Annotated in this window: 21 protein-coding genes; 11 read left to right on the top strand and 10 right to left on the bottom strand. The window is 67.1% G+C overall.

The features are described from left to right. Nucleotides 1-29: 29 nt before the first annotated feature. Together QFZ57_RS03930 and QFZ57_RS03925 are read left to right on the top strand one after the other, a co-directional pair. A complete protein-coding gene (locus QFZ57_RS03930; RefSeq protein ID WP_306898127.1) occupies nt 30-1,241 on the top strand; it encodes a CaiB/BaiF CoA transferase family protein in 1,212 nt (403 codons plus the stop codon). A 1-nt stretch (nt 1,242) separates the two neighbouring features. Beyond that, complete coding sequence (locus QFZ57_RS03925) at nt 1,243-2,769, top strand: carboxyl transferase domain-containing protein (protein WP_306898125.1); 1,527 nt, start codon at nt 1,243-1,245, stop codon at nt 2,767-2,769. Here QFZ57_RS03925 and QFZ57_RS03920 read toward each other — a convergent pair. The 4 genes from QFZ57_RS03920 to QFZ57_RS03905 form a co-directional block, all read right to left on the bottom strand. Further along, a complete protein-coding gene (locus QFZ57_RS03920) occupies nt 2,766-3,338 on the bottom strand; it encodes a dihydrofolate reductase family protein (RefSeq protein WP_306898123.1) in 573 nt (190 codons plus the stop codon). The genes QFZ57_RS03925 and QFZ57_RS03920 overlap by 4 nt on opposite strands. Before the next feature lie 66 nt (nt 3,339-3,404). Further along, nucleotides 3,405-3,860, bottom strand: coding sequence for a LapA family protein (locus QFZ57_RS03915; RefSeq protein ID WP_306898121.1), 456 nt, complete (start codon nt 3,858-3,860; stop codon nt 3,405-3,407). A gap of 553 nt (nt 3,861-4,413) precedes the next feature. Continuing rightward, entirely contained in the window at nt 4,414-4,638 is a 225-nt protein-coding gene (locus QFZ57_RS03910) for a hypothetical protein (protein WP_306898119.1), read from the bottom strand. A gap of 137 nt (nt 4,639-4,775) precedes the next feature. Continuing rightward, entirely contained in the window at nt 4,776-6,182 is a 1,407-nt protein-coding gene (locus QFZ57_RS03905; protein WP_306898118.1) for an amidase, read from the bottom strand. 209 nt (nt 6,183-6,391) lie between these two features. Between QFZ57_RS03905 and QFZ57_RS03900 the strand changes: the two genes are divergently transcribed. The 3 genes from QFZ57_RS03900 to QFZ57_RS03890 all read left to right on the top strand — a co-directional run bounded on the left by QFZ57_RS03900 (nt 6,392) and on the right by QFZ57_RS03890 (nt 7,996). Beyond that, entirely contained in the window at nt 6,392-6,718 is a 327-nt protein-coding gene (locus QFZ57_RS03900; protein ID WP_306898117.1) for a rhodanese-like domain-containing protein, read from the top strand. Further along, the gene (gene pheA, locus QFZ57_RS03895; protein WP_306898116.1) at nt 6,718-7,698 is read left to right on the top strand and encodes a prephenate dehydratase; all 981 of its coding nucleotides are present in this window, start codon (nt 6,718-6,720) and stop codon (nt 7,696-7,698) included. The genes QFZ57_RS03900 and pheA overlap by 1 nt, the downstream gene beginning before the upstream one ends. Nucleotides 7,699-7,792: 94 nt before the next feature. Further along, entirely contained in the window at nt 7,793-7,996 is a 204-nt protein-coding gene (locus QFZ57_RS03890) for a hypothetical protein (RefSeq protein WP_306898114.1), read from the top strand. A gap of 12 nt (nt 7,997-8,008) precedes the next feature. Here the strand turns inward: QFZ57_RS03890 and QFZ57_RS03885 are convergent, their stop codons facing one another. Beyond that, entirely contained in the window at nt 8,009-9,088 is a 1,080-nt protein-coding gene (locus QFZ57_RS03885; RefSeq protein ID WP_306898111.1) for a diacylglycerol/lipid kinase family protein, read from the bottom strand. Between the two features lie 88 nt (nt 9,089-9,176). Between QFZ57_RS03885 and serS the strand changes: the two genes are divergently transcribed. The 5 genes from serS to QFZ57_RS03860 all read left to right on the top strand — a co-directional run bounded on the left by serS (nt 9,177) and on the right by QFZ57_RS03860 (nt 13,406). After that, nucleotides 9,177-10,457, top strand: coding sequence for a serine--tRNA ligase (gene serS, locus QFZ57_RS03880; RefSeq protein WP_306629141.1), 1,281 nt, complete (start codon nt 9,177-9,179; stop codon nt 10,455-10,457). A gap of 136 nt (nt 10,458-10,593) precedes the next feature. Beyond that, a complete protein-coding gene (locus QFZ57_RS03875) occupies nt 10,594-10,935 on the top strand; it encodes a type IV toxin-antitoxin system AbiEi family antitoxin domain-containing protein (protein WP_306898108.1) in 342 nt (113 codons plus the stop codon). A 61-nt stretch (nt 10,936-10,996) separates the two neighbouring features. Continuing rightward, the gene (locus tag QFZ57_RS03870; protein WP_306898106.1) at nt 10,997-11,605 is read left to right on the top strand and encodes a hypothetical protein; all 609 of its coding nucleotides are present in this window, start codon (nt 10,997-10,999) and stop codon (nt 11,603-11,605) included. A gap of 198 nt (nt 11,606-11,803) precedes the next feature. After that, nucleotides 11,804-12,691, top strand: a complete 888-nt coding sequence (locus QFZ57_RS03865; protein ID WP_306898105.1) for an HAD family hydrolase — start codon at nt 11,804-11,806, stop codon at nt 12,689-12,691. A gap of 130 nt (nt 12,692-12,821) precedes the next feature. Further along, the gene (locus QFZ57_RS03860; protein ID WP_306629138.1) at nt 12,822-13,406 is read left to right on the top strand and encodes a histidine phosphatase family protein; all 585 of its coding nucleotides are present in this window, start codon (nt 12,822-12,824) and stop codon (nt 13,404-13,406) included. 11 nt (nt 13,407-13,417) lie between these two features. On the opposite strand, the gene QFZ57_RS03855 is transcribed toward QFZ57_RS03860, so the two are convergent. Both QFZ57_RS03855 and QFZ57_RS03850 read right to left on the bottom strand, forming a co-directional pair. Then, nucleotides 13,418-14,017, bottom strand: coding sequence for a hypothetical protein (locus QFZ57_RS03855; RefSeq protein ID WP_306629137.1), 600 nt, complete (start codon nt 14,015-14,017; stop codon nt 13,418-13,420). Between the two features lie 144 nt (nt 14,018-14,161). After that, nucleotides 14,162-16,393, bottom strand: a complete 2,232-nt coding sequence (locus QFZ57_RS03850; RefSeq protein WP_306629136.1) for a catalase — start codon at nt 16,391-16,393, stop codon at nt 14,162-14,164. Between the two features lie 192 nt (nt 16,394-16,585). Between QFZ57_RS03850 and QFZ57_RS03845 the strand changes: the two genes are divergently transcribed. Continuing rightward, nucleotides 16,586-18,982 carry a phosphoketolase family protein gene (locus tag QFZ57_RS03845; protein WP_306898099.1) on the top strand — a complete coding sequence of 799 codons (2,397 nt, stop codon included), beginning with the start codon at nt 16,586-16,588 and terminating at the stop codon, nt 18,980-18,982. A 3-nt stretch (nt 18,983-18,985) separates the two neighbouring features. Here the strand turns inward: QFZ57_RS03845 and QFZ57_RS03840 are convergent, their stop codons facing one another. The 3 genes from QFZ57_RS03840 to QFZ57_RS03830 all read right to left on the bottom strand — a co-directional run bounded on the left by QFZ57_RS03840 (nt 18,986) and on the right by QFZ57_RS03830 (nt 21,768). Next, nucleotides 18,986-19,753 carry a DUF429 domain-containing protein gene (locus QFZ57_RS03840; RefSeq protein WP_306898097.1) on the bottom strand — a complete coding sequence of 256 codons (768 nt, stop codon included), beginning with the start codon at nt 19,751-19,753 and terminating at the stop codon, nt 18,986-18,988. 6 nt (nt 19,754-19,759) lie between these two features. After that, entirely contained in the window at nt 19,760-21,103 is a 1,344-nt protein-coding gene (locus QFZ57_RS03835; protein ID WP_306629133.1) for a carboxylesterase family protein, read from the bottom strand. Nucleotides 21,104-21,276: 173 nt separating this feature from the next. Beyond that, complete coding sequence (locus QFZ57_RS03830; RefSeq protein WP_306898093.1) at nt 21,277-21,768, bottom strand: inorganic diphosphatase; 492 nt, start codon at nt 21,766-21,768, stop codon at nt 21,277-21,279. Nucleotides 21,769-21,914 lie beyond the last annotated feature (146 nt).

Raw genomic sequence — 21,914 nt, 5'->3', positions numbered from 1 at the left:
CCACCCGTTCCAGAAAGGAAACCCAGACCATGAGCACCGAGAACCGCCAAGGCCCGCTGGCCGGGCACACCGTCGTCGACCTCAGCCGCGCACTGGCCGGACCCCACGCAGGCATGATGCTGGCGGACCTCGGGGCCCGCGTCATCAAAGTCGAGAACCCGGGCAGCGGCGACGACACCCGTGGCTGGGGCCCGCCCTTCGTCGGCCCGGAAGACGACCTGCAGTCCACCTATTTCATGTCCTGCAACCGCAACAAGGAGTCCATCAGCCTGGACCTGAAGAGCGGTGACGGGCAGGCGGTGCTGCGCGGACTCCTGGAACGGGCCGACGTGGTGATCGAGAACTTCCGGCCCGGGGTCATGGACCGGCTGGGCTTCTCCACCGCGGCGATGCACGAGCTCAACCCGCGGCTGGTGATCCTGTCCATCACGGGCTTTGGCCACGACGGGCCCGAGTCCCAGCGCAGCGGCTATGACCAGATCCTGCAGGGCGAGGCCGGCCTCATGTCCCTCACCGGGTCAGGTCCGGACGACCCCCAGCGGGTCGGCGTTCCGATTGCTGACCTGCTCTCCGGGATGAACGGTGCGTTCGGCGTGCTGGCTGCGCTGGTGGAGCGGAACCGGACCGGCCAGGGCAAAGTGGTGCGCACCTCGCTGCTTGCATCACTGATCGGCGTGCACGCGTTCCAGGGCACCAGGGCCACCGTTGCGGGTGAAGTTCCCCAGGCCCAGGGCAACCACCATCCGTCCATCGCCCCTTACGGCCTGTTCAACTGCAAGGACGGGAGCGTGCAGATCAGCGTTGGCAGCGAAAAACTGTGGGCCTCCTTCGCCGCAGCCTTCGGGCTTGACCCGGTGGCGCCGGGCTTTGCCAGCAACGCCGAAAGGGTGCGGAACCGCATGGAGGTGATCGCCGCCGTCGAACGCGCCTTTGCCGGCTACGGCGCGGCGGAACTGCTGGAAAAGCTGAACGACGCCGGGATCCCGGCAGGGAAGGTCCGCTCGCTGGACGAGGTGTACGCCTGGGAGCAGGTGGCCTCCCAGGGGCTCGTGGTGGATGTGCAGCATCCACTGCTCGGCAAGGTGAGCCTGCCCGGACCGCCGCTGCGGTTCTTCGCGGCCGGTGACAGCGCCGAAACCACCGTGACGGACCATGACGCGCCACCGCTGCTCGATGAGGACGGTCCGGCCATCCGGGAGTGGCTTGGCCTGCCCTCACCGGTTGCGGCGGGGGCCAAATAGCATGCCGACGACCGAGAAGGTGCGGCACCTGGCTGCCACCGAACTGCTGGACGCCGTGGTGGATGCCGGTTCCTTCGTCTCCTGGGACACGGAGCCGCAGCAGCCAGTACTGTCCGAAGAATATGCCCGTGACCTGGCCAAGGCGCGCGAACGCAGCGGCGCCGATGAGTCGGTGATCACCGGCGCCGGTCTCATCCGCGGCCGCCGGGTGGCGCTGATCGCCAGCGAATTCTCCTTCCTGGCCGGCTCGATCGGCCACGCGGCGGCGCAAAGGATCGTTGCCGCCGTCGAACGCGCCACCGCGGAGGGTCTGCCCCTGCTGGCGGGCCCCGCCTCCGGGGGGACGCGGATGCAGGAAGGGACGCTCGCGTTCCTGTCCATGGTGAAAATTACCGGCGCCGTGCGGGCACACCGCCAGGCCGGCCTTCCCTACCTGGTCTACCTGCGGCACCCCACCACCGGCGGCGTCATGGCCTCCTGGGGTTCTTTGGGGCACATCAACGTTGCGGAGCCGGGAGCCCTGCTCGGTTTCCTCGGTCCGCGGGTGTATGAAGCGCTGTACGGCGAGGCGTTCCCGGAGAACGTGCAGGTGGCGGAGAACCTCTTCAATAAAGGACTGATCGACGGCGTCGTGGAACCCGGCGGGCTTGCCGACCTGGTGGGCCGCGCCCTGGACATCCTCATGCCCAGGGAGACGGCTGCCTCTGAGGCTGCTGTTCCTGAGCCGTCCACGCTGGCGGTGCGGCCTGCCGCCGTCGGCGCCTGGACATCCATCGGGATTTCCCGCCGCCCACGCAGGCCCGACCTCCGCCAGCTGTTGAAGTTCGGCGCCACGGATGCCCTGCCCCTGAACGGGACCGGACAGGGGGAGAAGGACCCCGGCTTGCTGCTGGCACTGGCGCGCTTTGGCACCCAGTCGTGCATCGTGCTGGGCCACGCCCGTCCGCTGCGGAAGGACGCAGCCGGCATGGGACCGGGTTCACTGCGTGAGGCGCGCCGCGGCATGAAGCTGGCGGAGGAACTGCGGCTGCCCCTGCTCACCGTTATCGACACGGCCGGTGCCGCGCTCTCCCAGGAGGCGGAGGAGGGCGGGCTTGCCGGGGAGATTGCGCGCTCGCTGCACGAACTGATCGGCCTGGAATCACCGTCGGTCTCCGTGCTGCTCGGCCAGGGCGCCGGCGGAGGCGCCCTGGCACTGCTGCCCGCGGACCGGACCATCGCCGCCCAGCACAGCTGGCTTTCACCGCTGCCCCCGGAGGGTGCCAGTGCAATCGTGCACAGAACCACTGCGCTCGCCCCGGAGATGGCACAGGCCCAGGGGGTGAACGTCGCCGCGCTGTACGCGAACGGCCTCGTGGACCACATCGTGGATGAGCGCGACGACGCTTCGCTGGAGCCGCGGGAATTCTGCACGCGGATGGCGCGGGCCATCGAGTATGAACTGGGCTCGGTGGCCGGCGTTCCAGTGCCTGAACTCGTGGCCGCGCGGGCCCGGAAATTCGCAGCCCTTGGGGTCAACCGAGGCTAAGGCACCTGCCTCCGGTCAGGCGTATAAAGGACCATGAGGACGCCGGTGGCCGTGTGGTCGGCTTCGAGGAGCCGCAACGGGGTTTTGGTGCCGCCCGCGAAAAGTTGGTGCCCGCTGCCCAGCACCAGGGGATGGATCATGAGCAGGTACTCATCGATCTGATCCGCGGCCATGAGTGAGCGGATCAGCATCCCGCTGCCCATGATCACGAGGTTGAGGGGAGAAGTTTCCCTGAGTTCCTTTACGGCGGCGGGAACGTCACCGGAAAGAAGGGTGGAGTTTGCCCACTCAAGCTTCATCGCGGGGTCCCTGGAAGCAACGTACTTGGGCGTGGTGTTCAAGGCTTCCTTGAAGGGACCGCCCCGGCTGTTCCAGGACCCCAGGAGCTCCACGTAGGTCCGCCGTCCCAACAGGAACGCATGTTCGGGGCCCATGCGTTCGCCCATCTTCCGGACTGTGGACTGGTCGGCGTACGGAACCGCCCAGCCGCCGTGGCTAAAGCCATCCCGTGTATCTTCGTCCGGCCGGCCGGGTCCCTGCATGACGCCGTCGAGCGTCACGTGGTTCATCAGGATGACCTTGCCCACCGCAGTCAGCCTTTCGTTACCCGCGGCCTCCTGTTACTGGCCCTGGGCCTACCTGCGCTGCGCCGTCCGGGCCCGGTGGGCGTTGGAACGGAGCTGAAGGATGCGCGCACCACCCGCTACGGCCACCAATACGCCGCCCGTCACAGCGGCGATAAACAGGGCCATGCCCAGCGGGACGGAACCTTCAAATCCCAGGAACCGGACCAGGGCCTGGTCCTGGTTCTGGAGGATGAAGATGATCAGCAGGATCAACAGCACCAATGCGGCCACCACGCCGGCCCAGATAACACCCGCGCGGGTGACTTTGCGGTCGGCGGTGCCGCCGGCCGCGGGCCCGGGGGTGGTTGCGGTGGGAGGTGTTCCCGGCTCCTCCGGTGAGTAGGAGGGGGCGTTGCTATAGGTTCCTGCACCTTCACCTGACGGCTGGGCCGCGTTCGACGGCGTGGCATTGACGTCCGTTTCGGGCCGTCGGTCCGGTCCTGGCGTGTACTGTCCTGCGCTCATGCTCGTCCCCTTTCCCAGAATAATAAGCATGCTTATTGTGCAACCATAGACGCCCGGGTTGCCCCAGCACAACGACCGGTACGTCGGCCACTGATGAAGAGCTGCCCAGGGGACAGGGGTGGGGGGAGCTGTCATAGCGGAGGGGTCCTCTCGCGAGAACCCCTCCTTTGGTTCCTGCCCAGGCCATTCCTGCCCGGACATCAGACCCTCTCCTTGCTCCGTTCGCTGGAGGGGGCGCCCGGCGCAGGCGTCCTGCGCCAGGTTGGGAAGGCCCAGAACGTGAAGTCCTGTGCCTTGACCGGCTCCTCCGGAGTTTCCGCAGGGGCTTCAGTTTCCGCTTCAGGCCGGCGCTTGGTTTCTTTCCTGGCGCCCCACCCGAAGTCCTTGTTCGATGCGTAACACATCACAGACCTCCTCATGGTGACTGCCCTTTAATCGTCCTCCTGATTGGCGGGGGAGTCGATACGTCAGCAAGCCGATTGGCCGCCACGGCATCGGGGCGCCGCCGGCGTAAACGCGTCAGCTCCCGCAGGGCAAAGGCATGCCGGGTCCCTTAGAGGCCCCCCACCACGTCCTGCGCCTCCTGGGGGCCGTGGAATTCGCAGGGACCCTGATGCCGGAGCGGGAGGAGGCAGGTCCGGCCCGTGGGCAGGTGGACCAGCGCGCACCGGCCGGTCATCGCCAGGTCCTCCCTGACGTTCGAATTGCTCATGTCTGGACGTCCGTCGTCGGCGGTCACTGTGGTTTCGGCACTTGGAGCAGGGTATTCGGCGTTCATGATGGGGCAACTCCTCATCGGGCGGAGGCGAATGGAGGGTGCTGAAAGGTGCTTTTTCCAGTGTGCGCCGCCAGGGTTACCAGCGGATTAAGCCGGCGTTAGGAACAGGTCAACAACTGGCCTGGGGCGGGATTTCCCTAGTAGCCCAGCTGGTGCGCCACCTGCAGGAGGAGGGCTTCGGAACCCATGGGGCCAATTAGCTGGATTCCCATGGGAAGTCCGCTGCCGGTGGCGCCGCCGGTCCAGTGGACGGGAATGGTGATTGCCGGCAGGCGGCACACATTCACCATGGAGGACCACGGGGCGTATTCGCACTGCTTCCGGTAGTCGCCGTCGGCGTCCCCCGGCCACTGTGCCGACGGCCAGCGTTCACCGCCATGCGCAGTACCGGTGAACCAGCCCACCGGCCGCGGCGTCTGCGCCAGCGCGGGCATCAGCATCAGGTCCCACTGCCCGTACTGCGCCAGGGTGTCGTGCTGGAACTGCCGGAGGAATGCCAGTGCCTCGGCGAGCTTGGCGGGGCTGCGCTGCTGGGCGCGCCGCCGGAAGGTCCGGGTCAGGGGTGCCAGCAACGCTTCGCGCGAGGGGCTGATCCGGGCCGCACCCACCCCGGCCGTCCACGCTGTGGTGAAGGCGTCCGGGTAGCGGTTGTCATAGCGGATGGAAGCGTCGCCAAGGCTGTGGCCCGCATGCTCCAGGAGGGATTCGCCGGCATGGAGCGCGTCCAGGGCCTCCCGTTCCGGCGTAAAAGGGAAGGTGCTTGACCACGGGCTGTCCAGCGTGACGCCGATGCGCAGCCGCGGTGGCTCCTCCTGCACTGCCCGCAGGTAGTGGTTTCCCGGCACCAGGGCATCCATCATCAGTGCGGCGTCCTCCGCGGTCCGGGCAAGGGGCCCGGGCACCACCAGCCGCCCAGGGTCGGCCGCGCTTTCCCCGGCTGCCACCAGCCCACGGCCCGGCTTGAGCCCAACCAGTCCGCACGCGGCGGCCGGGATGCGCACGGATCCGCCGCCGTCGGTGCCGGGGGCGAAAGGCAGCAACCCCGCCGCCACGGCGGCGGCACTGCCGCCGGACGAACCTCCCGAACTCCTGCTGGGAGCGTGGGGATTGCGCGACGGCGGTGCGACGCGGTTTTCGCTGTAGGCCGTCAGTCCGAATTCAGGAACCTGCGTCTTGCCCAACGAAATTGCACCGGCGTCCTTGAAGAGGGAAACCAGTGGAGAGTCGGCGGGAGCGGGTTTGTGGTCCAGGGCGGCACTCCCGTGCGTGGTCACCACGCCGGCCACATCCGTGAGGTCCTTGAAGGCAAGCGGCATGCCGTGCAGCAGCGGCAAGTCGTCGGCGTCGGCGCTGGCGCGCACCGCGTCAGCCGCCCGGGCCTGTTCCAGCGCCTGGTCGGCGGTCACAGTGATGAAGGCGCCCAAAAGGGGATTCTGCTGTCCGGTCCGGGCCAGGAAATGGGCGGCCGCATCCGTGGCGGACACCTTTCCGCTCCGCAGGAGGTCCCGCAAGGCCAGGGCCGGGAGTTCGTGGAGTTCAGCCATGGAACCGGGTCTCCATTTGGAGGCCGGCGTACCGTTCCGCAACCGGGTCTGGAAATGCCGATGGTGCGGGGAAGGCGGTGGTCTGTTGAGACATGGAAACCTCCTTGGGCCTCACCAGCCTAACCCGGGGTTTTAGGCAGCTGTTCCGGGCGGAAGGGCGCGAAGGGCTAGGCTTAAACCTGACTCTGATCCGCCAAGACAGGACTCCGATGAGTGATTTCGATACCGTCCCCGTTCATGATGTTCCCGCTGGCGCCCTGATCCTGGACGTCCGGGAGGACTACGAGTGGGTTGCCGGCCACGCCGACGGCGCGCTGCACATTCCCATGGACCAGATCCCGGCCCGGCTGGGCGAGCTCGATCCGGACGAAGACCTTTACGTCATCTGCCGTACGGGCGGCCGGTCCTTCCGCGTTGCCCAATGGCTCACGGGCCAGGGATATACCGCCATCAACGTCTCCGGCGGCATGGACCAGTGGCTGGAATCCGGCAAGCCCCTGGTCTCGGACAACGGACTCAAGCCGCTGGTGCTTTAGTGCCCGCTACGCCTCGCACCTACGCGTTCCTGGGCCCGGAAGGCACCTTTACCGAGGCCGCCCTGCTGCAGGTACCCGGCGCCCTTGATGCGGTCCGGCTCCCGGCGTCTAACGTCAATGCCGCCCTTGAAAAGGTGCGCGACGGGTCGGCGTACGCCGCCATGGTCCCCATCGAAAACTCGGTGGAGGGCGGTGTCACTGCCACACTGGATGCCATCGCCACTGGCCAGGAACTGCGGATCATCCGTGAGGTCCTGGTTCCCATCAGCTTTGTCCTGGCGGCCCGGCCCGGGGTGCGGCTGGAGGATGTCCGGCGGGTGTCCACGCATGGCCACGCGTGGGCCCAGTGCCGCATGTGGATGGAGGCAAACATACCGGCCGCGGAATACGTCCCAGGCTCCTCAACCGCCGCTGCGGCCCTGGGGTTGCTGGCCGGGGACTGCCCTTACGACGCGGCCATCTGCACACCGCTGGTGGCCAGGGAACATCCGGGGCTCTCGGTACTGGCCGAAAACATCGGTGACAACCCGGGTGCGGTGACGCGCTTCATCCTGGTGAGCCGGCCGGGCATGCTGCCGGCCCGCACCGGCGCGGACAAAACCACCGTGGTTGTCCCGCTTCCGGAGGACCGGCCCGGGGCGCTGATGGAGATCCTGGACCAGTTCGCCAGCCGCGGGGTCAACCTCAGCCGGATCGAGTCCCGGCCCACCGGCCAGTACCTGGGCCATTACTTCTTCAGCATCGACGCCGACGGCCACGCCCGCGAGGCGAGGATGGCCGACGCACTGGCCGGCCTGCACCGCATCAGCCCGGCGACGCGCTTCCTGGGCTCGTATGCCAGGGCCGACCAGCAGGAGATTCCGGTGCCGGCCTATACCTCGGACGCAGCGTTCTCGGCGGCCCGGTCGTGGGTCCAAGCCATACTTGCTGCGGAATCCTTCGCAGGTGAAAACGCTTCCGCAGCTTCGCCCACAGCGTAGGCAAATGCGTTCGGAAGTACTTCCGCGGGCTGTGGACAATGCGTATGCTTACCTGATCCACACGGGGTATGGCCCCTGACGAAGGGAGCGGGTCATGACCAGGAGCACTGACGACGACGGCCAGGGGATAATCGTCAACCCCAAGCCCACGGGCGACAACCAGGACTGGGACGGAGACGACGCGGACCGTGCTGACCGCCTGCGCTTCGAAGAGGAGCAGGCCATGATCCGGGAGCAGTCCGAAGCCCACGCAGCGGCCAAGGCCGCCGCGGACGCGAAGAAGCAAGCCAGCGCCTGACCGGCACGCCGTTCAGCGCGATGCGGCGCTGCTGCCGTGTACCTGTCTCCTGACCCGGACCAGGAGCGACCGAGGCTCAACCTGAACGGTGAGCTGCGTGGCTTCACCTGACGTGTCGCCGTCGAGCTGTGTGGGCATGGGTTCGGGGCACTTGATCACCACCCTGCCCGACCGGTAGACGGTCATGACGGGCAGCTTCCCGCTGTGCTTGAACATGATTTTCACGTACATCAGCAGCCAGCCCAGCGCGCTGCGGGGGCTCATCACCACAACGTCCAGCATCCCGTCGTCGATCATGGCCTGCGGGATGAAGTCGATCCCGCCGGGGACCAGGCCGCAATTGGCGAAAAGCACGCTGCGGATGTTCCTGACCTGCTCCGGGTTGCCGTCCATCGTGATGGAAATCTTCTTGCGCCGGCCCGGCAGGTGGCGGACGCCTGCCTCCGTGTACGCAAGCCAGCCCACCGCTTTCTTCAGCCCCGCGTTGGTGTCGGCAAGGACCTCGGCGTCCATGCCGATTCCGGCGATCACCAGGAAGGCGTGCTCTGAGTAGTGGCCGGTGCGGGAGTTCTCGATGGCCATGCGGGCGGTATCGATGTAGCGCTGGCGGCCGAACAGTGCGGTCTGGACGTTGCCGTGGAGGTCGTTCACGTCCAGGTCCACGTTCCGTGCCAGCAGGTTGCCTGTGCCCAGGGGAATCAGGCCCATGGCAACCTCCGTGTGTGCCAGGGCCTCAGCCACCACCCGGACCGTGCCGTCACCGCCGCCCACCAGGACGACGTCGGGCTTGCCGGCAAGGGCGGCCTGCATCTGGGAAAAGCCCGGGTCCTCCGCCGTCGTCTCGAAAAAGACAGGCTCCTCCCAACCGGCCGCCAGGCAGGCCCGCTGGATCGTCGCCTTAGCTTCCCCGGCCCGCGCCTTGATCGGGTTCAGGACCACGGCCACCCGCTGCTGCCCCAGCCCCGAGTCGTAAGCCTCCCCGGCCACGGCGCTGCGAATATGCAGGGCTTTGAGCCGCCGGACCCCCCACCAGCTGGAGGTGGCGAAGGCAAGCGCCACCGCAATCAGCAGGTAGAGAATCCAGTCGCTCATGGTGCTTCAACAGTAGCCCGGCGCACGGCGGGCGGGGGCACGGCGCCTGCCGCCCGCCGTCGTGCAGTGAATTGGATACCCTTGTGTGGTGATCGACGTAAAAGACCTCAGCGAAAACCCGGACAAGTTCCGTGCAAGCCAGCGCGCCCGCGGCGCCGACGAATCAGTGGTGGACGCGATCATCGCCGCGGATTCCGCCCGCCGCGCGGCCCTGCTCCGCTTCGAAAACCTCCGCGCCGAACAGAACGTGTTCGGCAAGAAGGTGGCGAAGGCCAAGGGTGAAGAGAAACAGGCGCTGCTGGCCGAGGTCAAGGAGCTGGCCAACTCCGTGAAGGCCGCCTCTGCGGAGGCCGATGCCGCGCAGACCAAGCAGGAAGAGCTGCTGCGCACCATCCCCAACCTCGTCGAGGACGGCGTTCCCGCGGGTGGCGAGGATGACTACGTGGTGGTCAAGACCGTCGGTACGCCGCGTGAATTCCCGGACTTTGAGCCGAAGGACCATCTGGAAATCGGCGAGCTGATCGGCGCCATCGACATGGAACGCGGCGCGAAGGTGTCCGGCGCACGCTTCTACTTCCTGCGCGGTGTGGGTGCGCGGCTGGAGATGGCCCTGCTGCAGATGGCCATGGACCAGGCCATCGAGGCCGGCTTCATCCCCATGATCACCCCCACCCTGGTGCGTCCGGAGACCATGCAGGGCACCGGCTTCGACGTAAAGCACGACGCCGAGATCTACCGTCTCGCTGAGGACGACCTTTACCTTGTGGGCACCTCCGAGGTGGCGCTGGCCGGGTACCACGCGGACGAGATCCTGGACTTCTCCGCAGGCCCCATCCGCTACGCGGGCCAGAGCTCCTGCTACCGCCGCGAGGCCGGTTCGCACGGCAAGGACACCCGCGGAATCATCCGTGTGCACCAGTTCAACAAGGTGGAGATGTTCATCTACACCACGGTTGAAGAGGCCGCCGCCGAGCACCAGCGCCTCCTGGCCTGGGAAGAGGAGATGCTGGCAAAGTGCGAGCTGCCGTACCGGGTGATCGACACCGCTGCCGGCGATCTTGGCACTTCCGCCGCCCGGAAGTACGACTGCGAAGCGTGGGTTCCCACCCAGGGTGCCTACCGTGAGTTGACCTCCACCTCCAACTGCACCACCTTCCAGGCCCGCCGCCTGAACATCCGTGAGCGCGTGGTCAACTCGGAGGGCGTCTCCAAGGGCACCCGCGCCGTGGCCACCCTGAACGGCACGCTGGCCACCACCCGCTGGATCGTGGCGCTGCTTGAGCACCACCAGAATGCGGACGGCTCGGTCAACGTGCCCAAGGCGCTGCAGAAGTACCTGGGCGGCCTGGAAGTCTTCCCGGTCCTCTAGGGGTTTTCATAAGCTTGTTCGCAGATCCGGGCCCTTAACCCATCGGATTCGCGGACAAGCTTAGGTTTCCTTGCCGCTGTCCACATACGGGCAGAGGCGTGCCGCCCGCGTGGCTCCATCCCCGCATCATGAGGGCATGGAGATACCACCCGGACTGATTGACACCGCTGCCGTACTCCGCTCCGGCGCCGGCACCGATGGCGTGCACCGCGCCTTCAAGGCGGGGCAGCTTGTGAGGATCCGGCGCGGCTTCTACGTGCGTACGGGTGACTGGGTCAGTGCCGGGCCTGAGCAGCGCTTCGCATGGTCGACGGCGGCAATCGCCAGGTCCGTGAAGGGCGCGGTCCTGTGCGGGCAGACGGCTGCACTGGCGAGCGGATTACCGACGCTGGGCACCCCCTCCCTGTGTCGAGTTGGCAACAGCCTTACCGGGCCGGAGCGGCCTCAGGAAGTCGCCCTTCCTGGTTCTGGGTACTGACAAAGCGGCTCGGGAAGCACGGGCGACGCGCTCTTATCCCCTCCGGTACCGGCTCAAGACCGTGCTGGAACCCGTCCGCCATGGCGAGTTCCTCTGCCCGGGGCTGGTGGAGACCACCGTGGATGTCATGTCATCGACAAACCTGAGTCGGGCGCTGGTGGTGGCTGACGGGGCCGCCCTAAAGCTTTCCAGGGACGGGAGTCTGCCAGCTGGTACGAGCTTGTGGTCCCTGCCTGAAATTCGGACCCGCATTCTGGCGCTTCCGCACGCCGCCGCCGTGAACCGGGCCAAACGAGCGGCTACCCTGGCCAGCCCATTGCCGGAATCTGTGGGGGAATCTTACAGCCGGGCAGTCTTCGAACTCCTGGGCTTTGAGCAACCCGCCCTTCAACATGCCTTCGCCGACCGGGAAGGTTTTATTGGCAGGAGTGATTTCTGGTGGCCTGCGCAGGGAGTGGTTGGTGAATTCGATGGCAAAAGCAAGTACGTGCAGGCCGCCTTGCGGGGAGGAATCACCGCGGAGGAGGCGGTGTACCGGGAGAAGATCCGCGAGGACCGGATACGGGCTCTCGGCCACGGCTTCGTACGCTGGCGCTGGGTGGACTTGCAGAATCCGGACCGGCTGCGGGCCAAACTCCTTGCTGCCGGAGTCCGTATCCGTGCCCTCTAGAAGCTACGCGCCGCCGTGTTCCTAAGCTTGTTCGCGAATCAGCTTCTTGAAGGGCGTGTTCCGCGAACAACCTTGTGATGGATGGAGATCGGGGCTGGTGGCGGGTGTCGTCTGCGGGAACCCGCAGTTAACCAACAGTTCAGTAAACCTGTGGCCCGCGTCCTAGCGCGTGTCAGTTACGTCTGGTTCACTATGTGAATGACAACGCTGACTGAAACCTCAGTCGCCGGCAACGATGACCGGCGAGACAACAATCGAGACAACAACGGGAACACCATCGGCTACGCGGGTGTCGACCGGAAATTCATGGTCGCCCTGGACGTGGACGGCACACTGGTAAACCATGACGGCCACATGTCCCCGGATGTGCGGGAAGCTGCGCAGGCCGTGGTAGCCGCAGGGCACGAGGTAATGATTGCCACCGGCCGCTCCCTGAATGCCACGCTTCCCGTCATCGAGAAGATCGGAATCGAGCGCGGGTATGCCGTGTGCTGCAACGGAGGTGTGACCCTCCGGCTCCACCCGGAATTGGAAGACGGCTACGAGGTCATCCACAAGGCCACGTTCGATCCCGCCCCCGCCCTGCGCGCGCTCCGTGAACGGCTTCCGTCCGCCAAGTATGCGCTTGAGGACGCCGACGGCAATTTCCTGTCCACCGAACGGTTCCAGGACGCCAGCTTCGGCGTCGAGGCCGTGGGCGTGGACTTCCACACCATGCTGGAAGCCACTGCCGTGCGCGTGGTGGTGTTCAGCACCGAAAACACGCCGGAGGAGTTCAACGAGGCCATCAACCACGTGGGGCTTGCGGGAGTGACCTACTCGGTCGGTTGGACTGCGTGGCTGGACATCGTTGCCGCGGGCGTAACCAAGGCCAGCGCCCTGGAAAACCTCCGGCTCCGGCTCGGCATCGAGCAGCATCTCACCGTGGCGGTGGGCGACGGCCGGAACGATATCGAGATGCTCACCTGGGCCGGGCGGGGCGTGGCCATGGGCCAGGCTCCGGAGGAAGTCATCGCCGCTGCGGATGAGGTCACCCATTCCGTGTTCGACGACGGCGCCGCCCACGTGCTGCGGAGCCTCCTCTAACCGGTCCGTCCACGGTCGGCGCCTCCGAGTTGCTCCATCACTTATGGTTCCCAACCGCCGGTTTAGCAACCATTGGTGATAGAGCAAGCGGATTCCGGTCCCCGCCCGCGTCCAAGGCAGAATGGAAAGCATGACCCTCACGACGTTCGCCCTCATCCGCCACGGCCAGACCGACTGGAATGCGCAGCGCCGGCTGCAGGGAGCCACGGACATCCCCCTGAACCATGTCGGCCGCGGCCAGGCGAGGGACGCCGTCGCGGTCCTTGCACCGTATGAATGGGACGCCATTGTCTCCTCGCCCCTGAGCCGGGCCGCAGAGACGGCGGACCTGATCGCCGAAGGGCTGGGGCTGACAGTGTCCCGGCGCGTTCCGGAGCTCACTGAGCGCAGCTTCGGCCCGGCCGAAGGAATGCAGGCGGGCCCCGAGCTGGACGCGCTGCGTATTCCGGGCGGGTTCAAAGGCGCCGAAAGTGAAGGCGAGGCCGCCGACCGCGGCCTAGCCGCACTTGAGGCCCTGGCGGAAGAGTTCCGCGGCCAGCGGCTCCTGGTTGTCACCCACGGCACCCTGCTGCGCGTCAGCCTCAGCCGGGCCATCGGCCAGACCCTGACCAGTGTGGACAACGCCATGCTGAACCTGGCACACCACCACGCGATGGACGGGTGGAAGCTGGAGTACTTCAACGGCGAGCCGGTTATGGCGGCAGCCGGCAGCTAGGCCGGTGCGGCTTACCTCGCTTCGAGGATCAGCGCCAGCAGTCTTGCAGCGGCAGGCCGGGCGGCATGTTCCTCATTCCACTGCGCCCGCGCCACCGCTTTGCTGACCGCCTGGGTGGTAATTCCCAGTTCGTGCGCCACCGCTTTCTGCTGGCCGCGGACCCCCGGGGTCAGCAGGTCAAGAACCCGCCACTCGGCCTCCGACCGGTCCCGGACGATGAATCCGAGCAACCGCAGCACGGCCTCGGCGTCCTGGGCAACATCCGCCAGGGGCCCCTCCACCGCGACCGGGACCCGCTCCTTGCTGCTGCGGAGCCGGTCCACCGCCCGGCGGGCGTAGACCAAACCGTGGCCGGACGCGTCCTTGATCTGGTTGGGCAGCGGCTCATTCACCGGCCCCGCGCCAATTCCCACGTACCAGTGCCCGCTGCGCAGCGCAACGAGTGCGGCATCAACGGCCTGGTGCGGGCAATCGACGATTCCCTGGACTTCATCCTCCACCGACCGGTCAAAGTCCAGGCGCGCAGGGATGTGCCGCAGTGCCTTGAGCAGCTGCGGGACTTGGTCGCCGTCGCGCCGGCGGTCCGTCTGGTTGATGGTGAGGGTGAACATTCTGGGTCCACATTACCCGGAAGTAGGAACGGCGAAACGGGCAGTGTTATGGGCCCGCCGCGCCCGTTCCCGCCGGCAAGGCGGCTGGGGCCCGCGCCAGGTGACGCGGACCCCAGCCGACTACCGGTGAAGCCACCGGCAGCGTTAGCTGTCCCGCCCCGCTGCCGGCCCGCTTGCCGGGAAGCGGTCCCAGGCGCGGTGGGCGGCGAGCAGTCCGGAGACAGCGGAGGCCACCGAAGCCGCGGTATCCCCGGCAGCGATGCCCGCCGTTTCCACCGGGATTCCTGCGGCCTCCAGGACAGCGGAACCGGAGCCCCAGGTGCCAATGGCTTTGGCGTGGCGGTAGGCCTCGGACAGCATGAGGGCGACGCGCGGGTCCGCGCCTCCGCCCGGTACTCCCGCTTTTGCGTCGCGTCCTGCGGTGGCATCCGGGGCGGGCTGCCGCCCGCCGGCGACGATCAACGCGTCGAACTCCGTGGACCGTGCCGTGAGGAATGTCCGCTGCACCGTGAGCGAAAGGCCGTCTGCTGAAAGCGTCCCGCCCGCCGGTGCGATGACCAACGGGACCATGCCCTCGTCGTCGAACGCCTTGCGGGCAACCTCCACCTGGGACAGGTCGCTGGAAGAATCGGCGATGATGCCCACCACGCGCCCCGCAGCGGGCCAGGTCCGGCCGATCTGGGAGAGCGCCGGGCTGGGGTCCCGGTCCAGGACCTGCTCGCTGGCCTCCGGGGCAGGCATGCCAAGGCCGGCAGCGACGGCGGCGCAAAGCCCGGCGTCGATGTTGGCCAGCGCGCGGAGCTGGCGCTCCCGGATGGTTGTTTCGAAGCATTTGCCGAGCTCGAACGTGTACGCCTGGATGACGTGGTCCTGTTCCACGGCGCTCAGGCTCCGGAAGAACAGCCGCGCCTGGCTGTAATGGTCGTCAAAGGAAGCCGGATTGCGCCGTTCCTTCACGCTCTCCGCCAGGGCCTCGGGCACGTCCACGAATGCGCCCACATCCTCTCCGGCCAGGAAAGGGCAGCCGCCGTCCAGCGAATTGGGCCGGTACGGGGCAACCCCGCCGTGGACCGCCGTCTGGTGCATCCCGTCACGGAGCATGTCATTAACCGGGGCCTGCGGCCGGTTGATCGGGAGCTGGGCGAAGTTGGGCCCGCCCAGGCGCGAGATCTGGGTGTCCAGGTAGGAAAAGAGCCGGACCTGCAGCAGGGGATCGTTGGTGACATCGATACCCGGCACCAGGTGCCCCGGATGGAACGCCACCTGCTCCGTTTCTGCAAAGTAGTTGGTGGGGTTCGCGTTGAGGGTCATGAGGCCGATGGGCTGCACCGGCGCGAGTTCCTCAGGAACGAACTTGGTGGGATCGAGGAGGTCGATGCCTTCGAACATCTGGTCTTCCGTGTCCGGGAACGTCTGGATTCCGAGTTCCCATTCGGGGTAGGCGCCGGCCTCGATCGCGTCGGCAAGATCGCGCCGGTGGAAGTCCGGGTCCATGCCGTTGATGATCTGCGCTTCTTCCCAGACAAGGGAGTGCACACCCTGTTTGGGCTTCCAGTGGAACTTCACCAGTGTCGTGTCGCCGGTGGCATTGATGAGCCTGAACGTGTGGACACCGAAACCCTCCATGGTCCGGTATGACCGGGGGATGCCGCGGTCGGACATATTCCACATCGTGTGGGCCTGCGCCTCGGTGTGGAGCGATACGAAGTCCCAGAAGGTGTCGTGGGCGCTCTGGGCCTGGGGAATCTCCCGGTCCGGGTGGGGCTTGGCCGCGTGGACGACGTCCGGGAACTTGATGCCGTCCTGGATGAAGAACACCGGAATGTTGTTCCCCACCAGGTCGTAGGTGCCCTCGTCCGTGTAGAACTTGGTGGAGAACCCGCGGGTGTCCCGGACGGCGTCGGCCGATCCACGGGAGCCCAGCACAGTAGAGAACCGCACAAACACCGGAGTTTCAACGTCCGGGGCAAGGAAGCCGGCCCGGGTGACCTTGGAGGCGGTCCCGTAGGAACGGAAGACGCCGTGTGCTCCCGCTCCCCGGGCATGGACAACGCGCTCCGGGATCCGCTCGTGGTCAAAGTGGGTGATCTTCTCGCGCAGATGGTGGTCCTGCAGCAGGATGGGGCCGCGGGCGCCGGCTTTCAGGGAATGATCCGTATCCTGCAGCCGAAGCCCCTGGGCTGTGGTCAGGTACTGGCCCGACTGCGCCCGGGAGGTGGCCGGTGCGCCCGTGGGGCTTCCAGTGAGGGACACGGCCTCGGGACCGCGCTGGTCCGGCTTCGGCGGCAACGGCTCCCGCGGGATGGTGGGTTCCTCAAGCGCCGGAGGTTCGCTGGCGGGAGCCCCGGGAATTACGACGTCGTCTTCGGCTGGCATGTCTTGATCTCCCCACAGTAGATTTTCCCAGCCCCGCCGAGCGGAAGCTAAGCTTGCTTACTACCCTACAGGCCGGCCACCGCGGTGCGGCAAAGCGGAAAGCCCGACGGCGGGGGGTTGCCCGCCTGCCCCTCCATCTGTTGCGATGGGGGAACGGCCGCCTGCAGCGGCACACCCGACGTGAGGATGGTTATGGCCGGCAGTACCGGGCAGGATGACATGCGGCAGGACGAACTGGACCTCGTTGACAAGTGGTGGCGGGCCGCCAATTACCTTTCGGTGGGACAGATCTACCTGCGGTCCAACCCGCTGCTGCGCGTACCGTTGCAGGCAGAGGACACCAAGTCCCGCCTGCTGGGCCACTGGGGCACCACGCCCGGGCTCAACTTCATTTACGCCCACCTGAACCGCGTGATCCGCCGCGACTCCCTGGAGATGCTCTTTGTTGCCGGTCCCGGCCATGGCGGCCCCGCCGTCGTCGCCAATGCCTGGCTGGAGGGAACGTACTCCGAAATCTATGCCCACGTGGGCAATGACGAGGCCGGCCTGGCCGAACTGTTCCGGCAGTTCTCCTACCCCGGCGGGATCCCCAGCCACGCGGCACCGGAAAGCCCCGGCTCCATCAGCGAGGGCGGCGAACTCGGGTACTCCCTGGCCCACGCCTACGGATCGGTGTTCGACAACCCGCAGCTGGTGACCGCCGTCGTGATTGGCGACGGCGAGGCCGAAACAGGCCCGCTGGCTGCCAGCTGGCACTCCCACAACTTCCTGGACCCCGCGGTGGACGGCGCGGTGCTGCCCATCCTGCACCTGAACGGCTACAAGATCGCCAACCCCACCATCCTGGCCCGGATGCCGCAGGACCAGCTGGAGCAGCTGCTGCGCGGGTACGGGCACGAACCGTACTTCGTCACCGTGGCGGACCCGGACAAAACCGAGCAGGCGCACCGCGATTTCGCCGAGGTTTTGGACCGCTGCCTAGCCGACATCAGGGCCGTCCAAACCGCCCACCGGCAGGACGCAGCCGGTGAAGAGTCGGGCGAGGGGGAACGCCGCTGGCCGATGATCGTCCTGCGCTCGCCCAAGGGCTGGACCGGACCCCGCATGGTGGACGGGCTGCAGGTGGAAGGCACCTGGCGGGCCCACCAGGTGCCGCTGTCCGAGGTCCGGACCAACGGCGAGCACCTGAAGCAGCTGGAGGAGTGGCTGCAGTCCTACCGGCCGGAGGAATTGTTCGACGGCGACGGCCGGCTCCGGCCCGGCGTCGCCGAAGGAGCACCCACCGGCGACTTCCGCATGAGTGCCACGCCGCATGCCAACGGCGGACTGCTTCGGCGCGCCCTGAAGCTGCCCGCCTACCAGGACCACGCCGTCGAGGTTCCCACCCCGGGCATCGACAGGGTCAGTCCGATGGTCACGCTCGGTTCCTGGATGCGGGACGTGATCGCGCAGAACATGGAGAACTTCCGGTTGTTCGGGCCGGACGAGACGGCGTCCAACCGGCTGCAGAACGTCTACGAGGTCACGGACAAGGTGTGGCAGTACCGGATTGACGACATCGACGAGCACCTGGCGCGCTCCGGCCGGGTCCTGGAGGTGCTGAGCGAGCACCTGTGCCAGGGCTGGCTTGAGGGCTACCTCCTCACCGGCCGGCACGGGGTCTTCAACTGCTACGAGGCGTTCGTCCACATTGTCGACTCCATGTTCAACCAGCACGCCAAATGGCTGAAGGTATCCCGCAAACTGCACTGGCGCCAGCCGGTACCGTCGCTGAACTACCTGCTGTCATCGCACGTGTGGCAGCAGGACCACAACGGGTTCTCGCACCAGGACCCGGGCTTCATCGACCACGCCGTGAACAAGAAGGCCGAGGTCATCCGGGTGTACCTGCCGCCGGATGCCAATACCCTGCTGTCCGTCATGGAGCACTGCCTGGCCTCCACGGACTACGTGAACATCGTGGTCAGCGGCAAACAGCCCTCGCCCACCTGGCTTGGCCCGGCCGACGCCGCCAATCATTGCCGCCGCGGCCTGGGGATCTGGACGTTTGCCGGCTCCGAGGTGCCCGGCGAGGAGCCCGATGTCGTCCTGGCCTGTGCGGGTGACGTCCCCACGGTGGAAACGGTGGCGGCCGCCGAACTGCTCCGGGAGGGCGCACCCGGACTCAAGGTGCGGGTGGTCAACGTGGTGGACCTGATGCGGCTGCAGGACGAAAGCGAGCACCCGCACGGCCTCCCTGCCCATGACTTTGATGGCATCTTCACCCCGGACAAACCCGTCATCTTCGCGTACCACGGCTACCCGGCCCTGATCCACCGGCTTGCCTACCGCCGCACCAACCAGCAGGACCTGCACGTGCACGGTTACCGGGAGGAGGGGACCACCACCACGCCGTTCGACATGGCCATGCTCAACGGCATCGACCGCTACACCCTGGCGATCGACGCGATCGACCGCGTGCCCGGCCTGGCGGAGAAGCACTCGCTCCTGCGCCAGGACCTTCAGGACCGCAGGATCCGCGCGCGCGAGCACACCCGCACCCACGGCGAGGACCCGGAGGAGATCCGGAACTGGAAGCTGGGCGGCTGAGTCTTAGCCGGGCAGTTCGTCCAGGCGGCAGTTGGGCAGGTGGATCCAGCCTTCCGTTCGGGCGGCTTCGGCGTGGGCACTGTCAGGCGCAAGCGTCCGACGGCGGGCTGCGGCACGGGCGATCAGGGAAGCGATGACGGCGTCGAACAGGTCGTCCGAGCCCGACAGCCGGTCCTGGTGCCCGGCCAGGTCCAGCCAGGGCGCGGCTTCTTCGAGGGCCGCCAGCAGGAGGCCAAGGCGTTCGGCTTCGGGAACGCCCCGGCCCTTGTAGCCGCGGCCGTTGAGGCCCCAGATCTTCAGTGATGCCGCCGGGTACACCTCGGCAAGGCGTCCCGAGCCGTCCCGCGGCTGCGGCCCGTGCAGCGCTGCAATCTTCGCCTGGATGACCGCGCAGCGCATGGCCGGGTGCGCCAGCCGGTCGGCGGAGACACTGAGCGGAATCAGCCCGGTCTCGCGGGTGACGAAGCGGTCCGTGTCCCGGTAGGCAAGCAATCTCCGGCCCGCAATACCGTCGTGCTCCAGGACGGGAGCGGCGTGGAAGTTGAGGTGGCCGGTGAGGAACGGGATCAGCGCGTCCGGCCAACCCACGGGACAATCGACGCCGGTCATGTCGGAGGCACCGAACAGTTCCACGATGTGCTGGTCGCCCACGTCCAGGGCCAGTTGGGTGAGCCGGGCGGAGCCACGGCCCCCGGAATCCCTGCCCCATTCGATGACGGCCACGGCTGTCTTCTTCGTGGCCGCCGCGAGGTCCACGCCAAGGGTCATCATGCGCCCTTAGACCCTCCTGTAATGGAGGGCGTCGTCAACAGCCCCAGCTTCGCCCAGGTCATCACCCCGCGCAAAACCGGCCCATAGCGCCCGCACCGCCCGGCCGGTCATGTCCACATCCGCCCAGCGGGCACCGGCAATCAGCCCTACGCCGTCCCACGTCTTGCGGTTGCCGAGCAGCAGGGGCAGGTCCACGGTATGGGCGGCACCGAAGATGTTGCCGGGGGCGTGCCAGTTCATGACGTAGCGGTGGGCCCGTCCGCCCGCCTTGGCGTGCCGGCGGGCAAACCGGCGGGTTGCCCGGCCGTACACGGTTTCGGTGACCACCCAGTCGATGGCACGCACCGCGGCAGCGCCCACCACCGGAACCCCGGCCAGGCGCATCAGGCGAGGGCTGCGTGGAAGGAACAGCCGCGCCTCCTCCGAGGTATGGCCGATCAGCACCTCAATGGCAGGCGCGGAACGGTCCCAGGCCGCTTCGATCCCGGACTCCTCCGGGAGTGGATCGTGCCCGTACTGCGTGCCAAAGGGCATGGCGGCCAGCATGCCGAATTTCTTTGCCACCTGGGTCACCTGCTCCTCGAGCGCAACCACGTCCATTGCCGGCGTCTCCGCCGTCACGGAATCCGCGGCAATGCCCATCGCGTGGTTCATTTTGGCCCGCCCCCGGGTGATGCCCAGCGGCGCGCTCTGGATGATGGCGCGCTGGAAGAGGGCGGGCGCTTCGGGTGTGGCCATGAGGTGGGCGATCGCGTCACCGCCGGCGGACTGGCCGAACGCAGTGACCCGGCGGGGGTCGCCACCGAATGCCGCGATGTTCCGCTGCACCCACCGGAACGCCTCGAGCTGGTCCAGGAGTCCCAGGTTTCCGGGACGCCCGGCCGGTGTCGCGAGGAACCCGAACAGGCCCAGCCGGTAGGTCACAGAAACCACGATGACGCGGTTTTCCGCCACCAGCCGCGCGGGGTCGAAGATGGCCAAATCCCCGGACCCTGTGGTGTAGGACCCGCCGTGGATCCAGACCATGACGGGCAACTTTTCATCCCGCGTAAGGTCGGCGGGCATGGTGATGGAAAGGTTCTGGCAGTCCTCGCTGCCCGGAAGTTCGCCGTATTTGGTGCCCAGGACGTCGTCGAGGAAAGGGACGGGCGCCTGCGGGCAGGCAGGGGACAGGGCAGTGGCGGAAAAGTCCGAGGTCCAGTCCGGGGCCGGTGCCGGCGGCTGGAACCGGCCGGCGGTGGCGTAGGGGATGCCGGTGGCGCGCAGAACGCCGCCGTCCCGCCAGCCGGTGACAGGACCGCAGGGCGGACTGAACGAAAGTGCGGAATTCAGGGTCGGCTCGGTAGGCACAGTGCCACCATGCCACAATTCTCCCCGGAGTTTTTGGGCACGTATGCGGACTTAAACCATCCGGAAGTCCTCGTAACTGTCCAAAAACTCCGGGGACAACGACGGGGACAACGACGGCGGGTGCCCGGCTTCGAAAAGCCGGGCACCCGCCGTCGGACGGTGCCAAGGAGAAATCAGTGGCCGGCGGTCGGCACGTAGCGCTTGATGGAGGCTTCCAGTTCGGCCTCGGCGGCGGCACGGTCGCCCCAGCCCTCGGCCTTGACCCACTTGCCCGGCTCCAGGTCCTTGTAACGGGTGAAGAAGTGCTCGATCTCCTTGATCAGGAACTCGTTGACGTCGCTGACTTCCTGAATGTGGTCAAAGCGGGCATCCACCGGAACGCAGAGAATCTTGGCGTCTCCGCCGCCGTCGTCGGTCATGTTGAAGACGCCGATGGGGCGGGATTCGACGATCACGCCGGGGTGCAGGTCGAAGTCCTGCAGGAGCACCAGTGCGTCCAGCGGGTCGCCGTCCTCGCCGAGGGTGTTCTCGAAGTACCCGTAGTGGGTGGGGTACTGCATGGAGGTGAAGAGGACGCGGTCCAGGCGGACGCGGCCGGTCTCGTGGTCAACTTCGTACTTGACGCGTGATCCCTTGGGGATCTCGATGGTCACGTCGTGCTTCATGGAATGCTCCTCGGCAATTGCAGGGGGTGCGCGGCACACTTGACGGGCCCACAAAAAAGAGTGTCGGTGCCGCCGACTACTATTGAGGATATAGCGAGAGGCCCTGGAATCAGGAACTTGTGGGGAAATTTCAGGACTTGAGGACC

Source organism: Arthrobacter sp. B1I2, from assembly GCF_030816485.1.
Taxonomy (GTDB): domain Bacteria; phylum Actinomycetota; class Actinomycetes; order Actinomycetales; family Micrococcaceae; genus Arthrobacter.
This window is presented reverse-complemented; position numbering and strand designations above follow the sequence as displayed.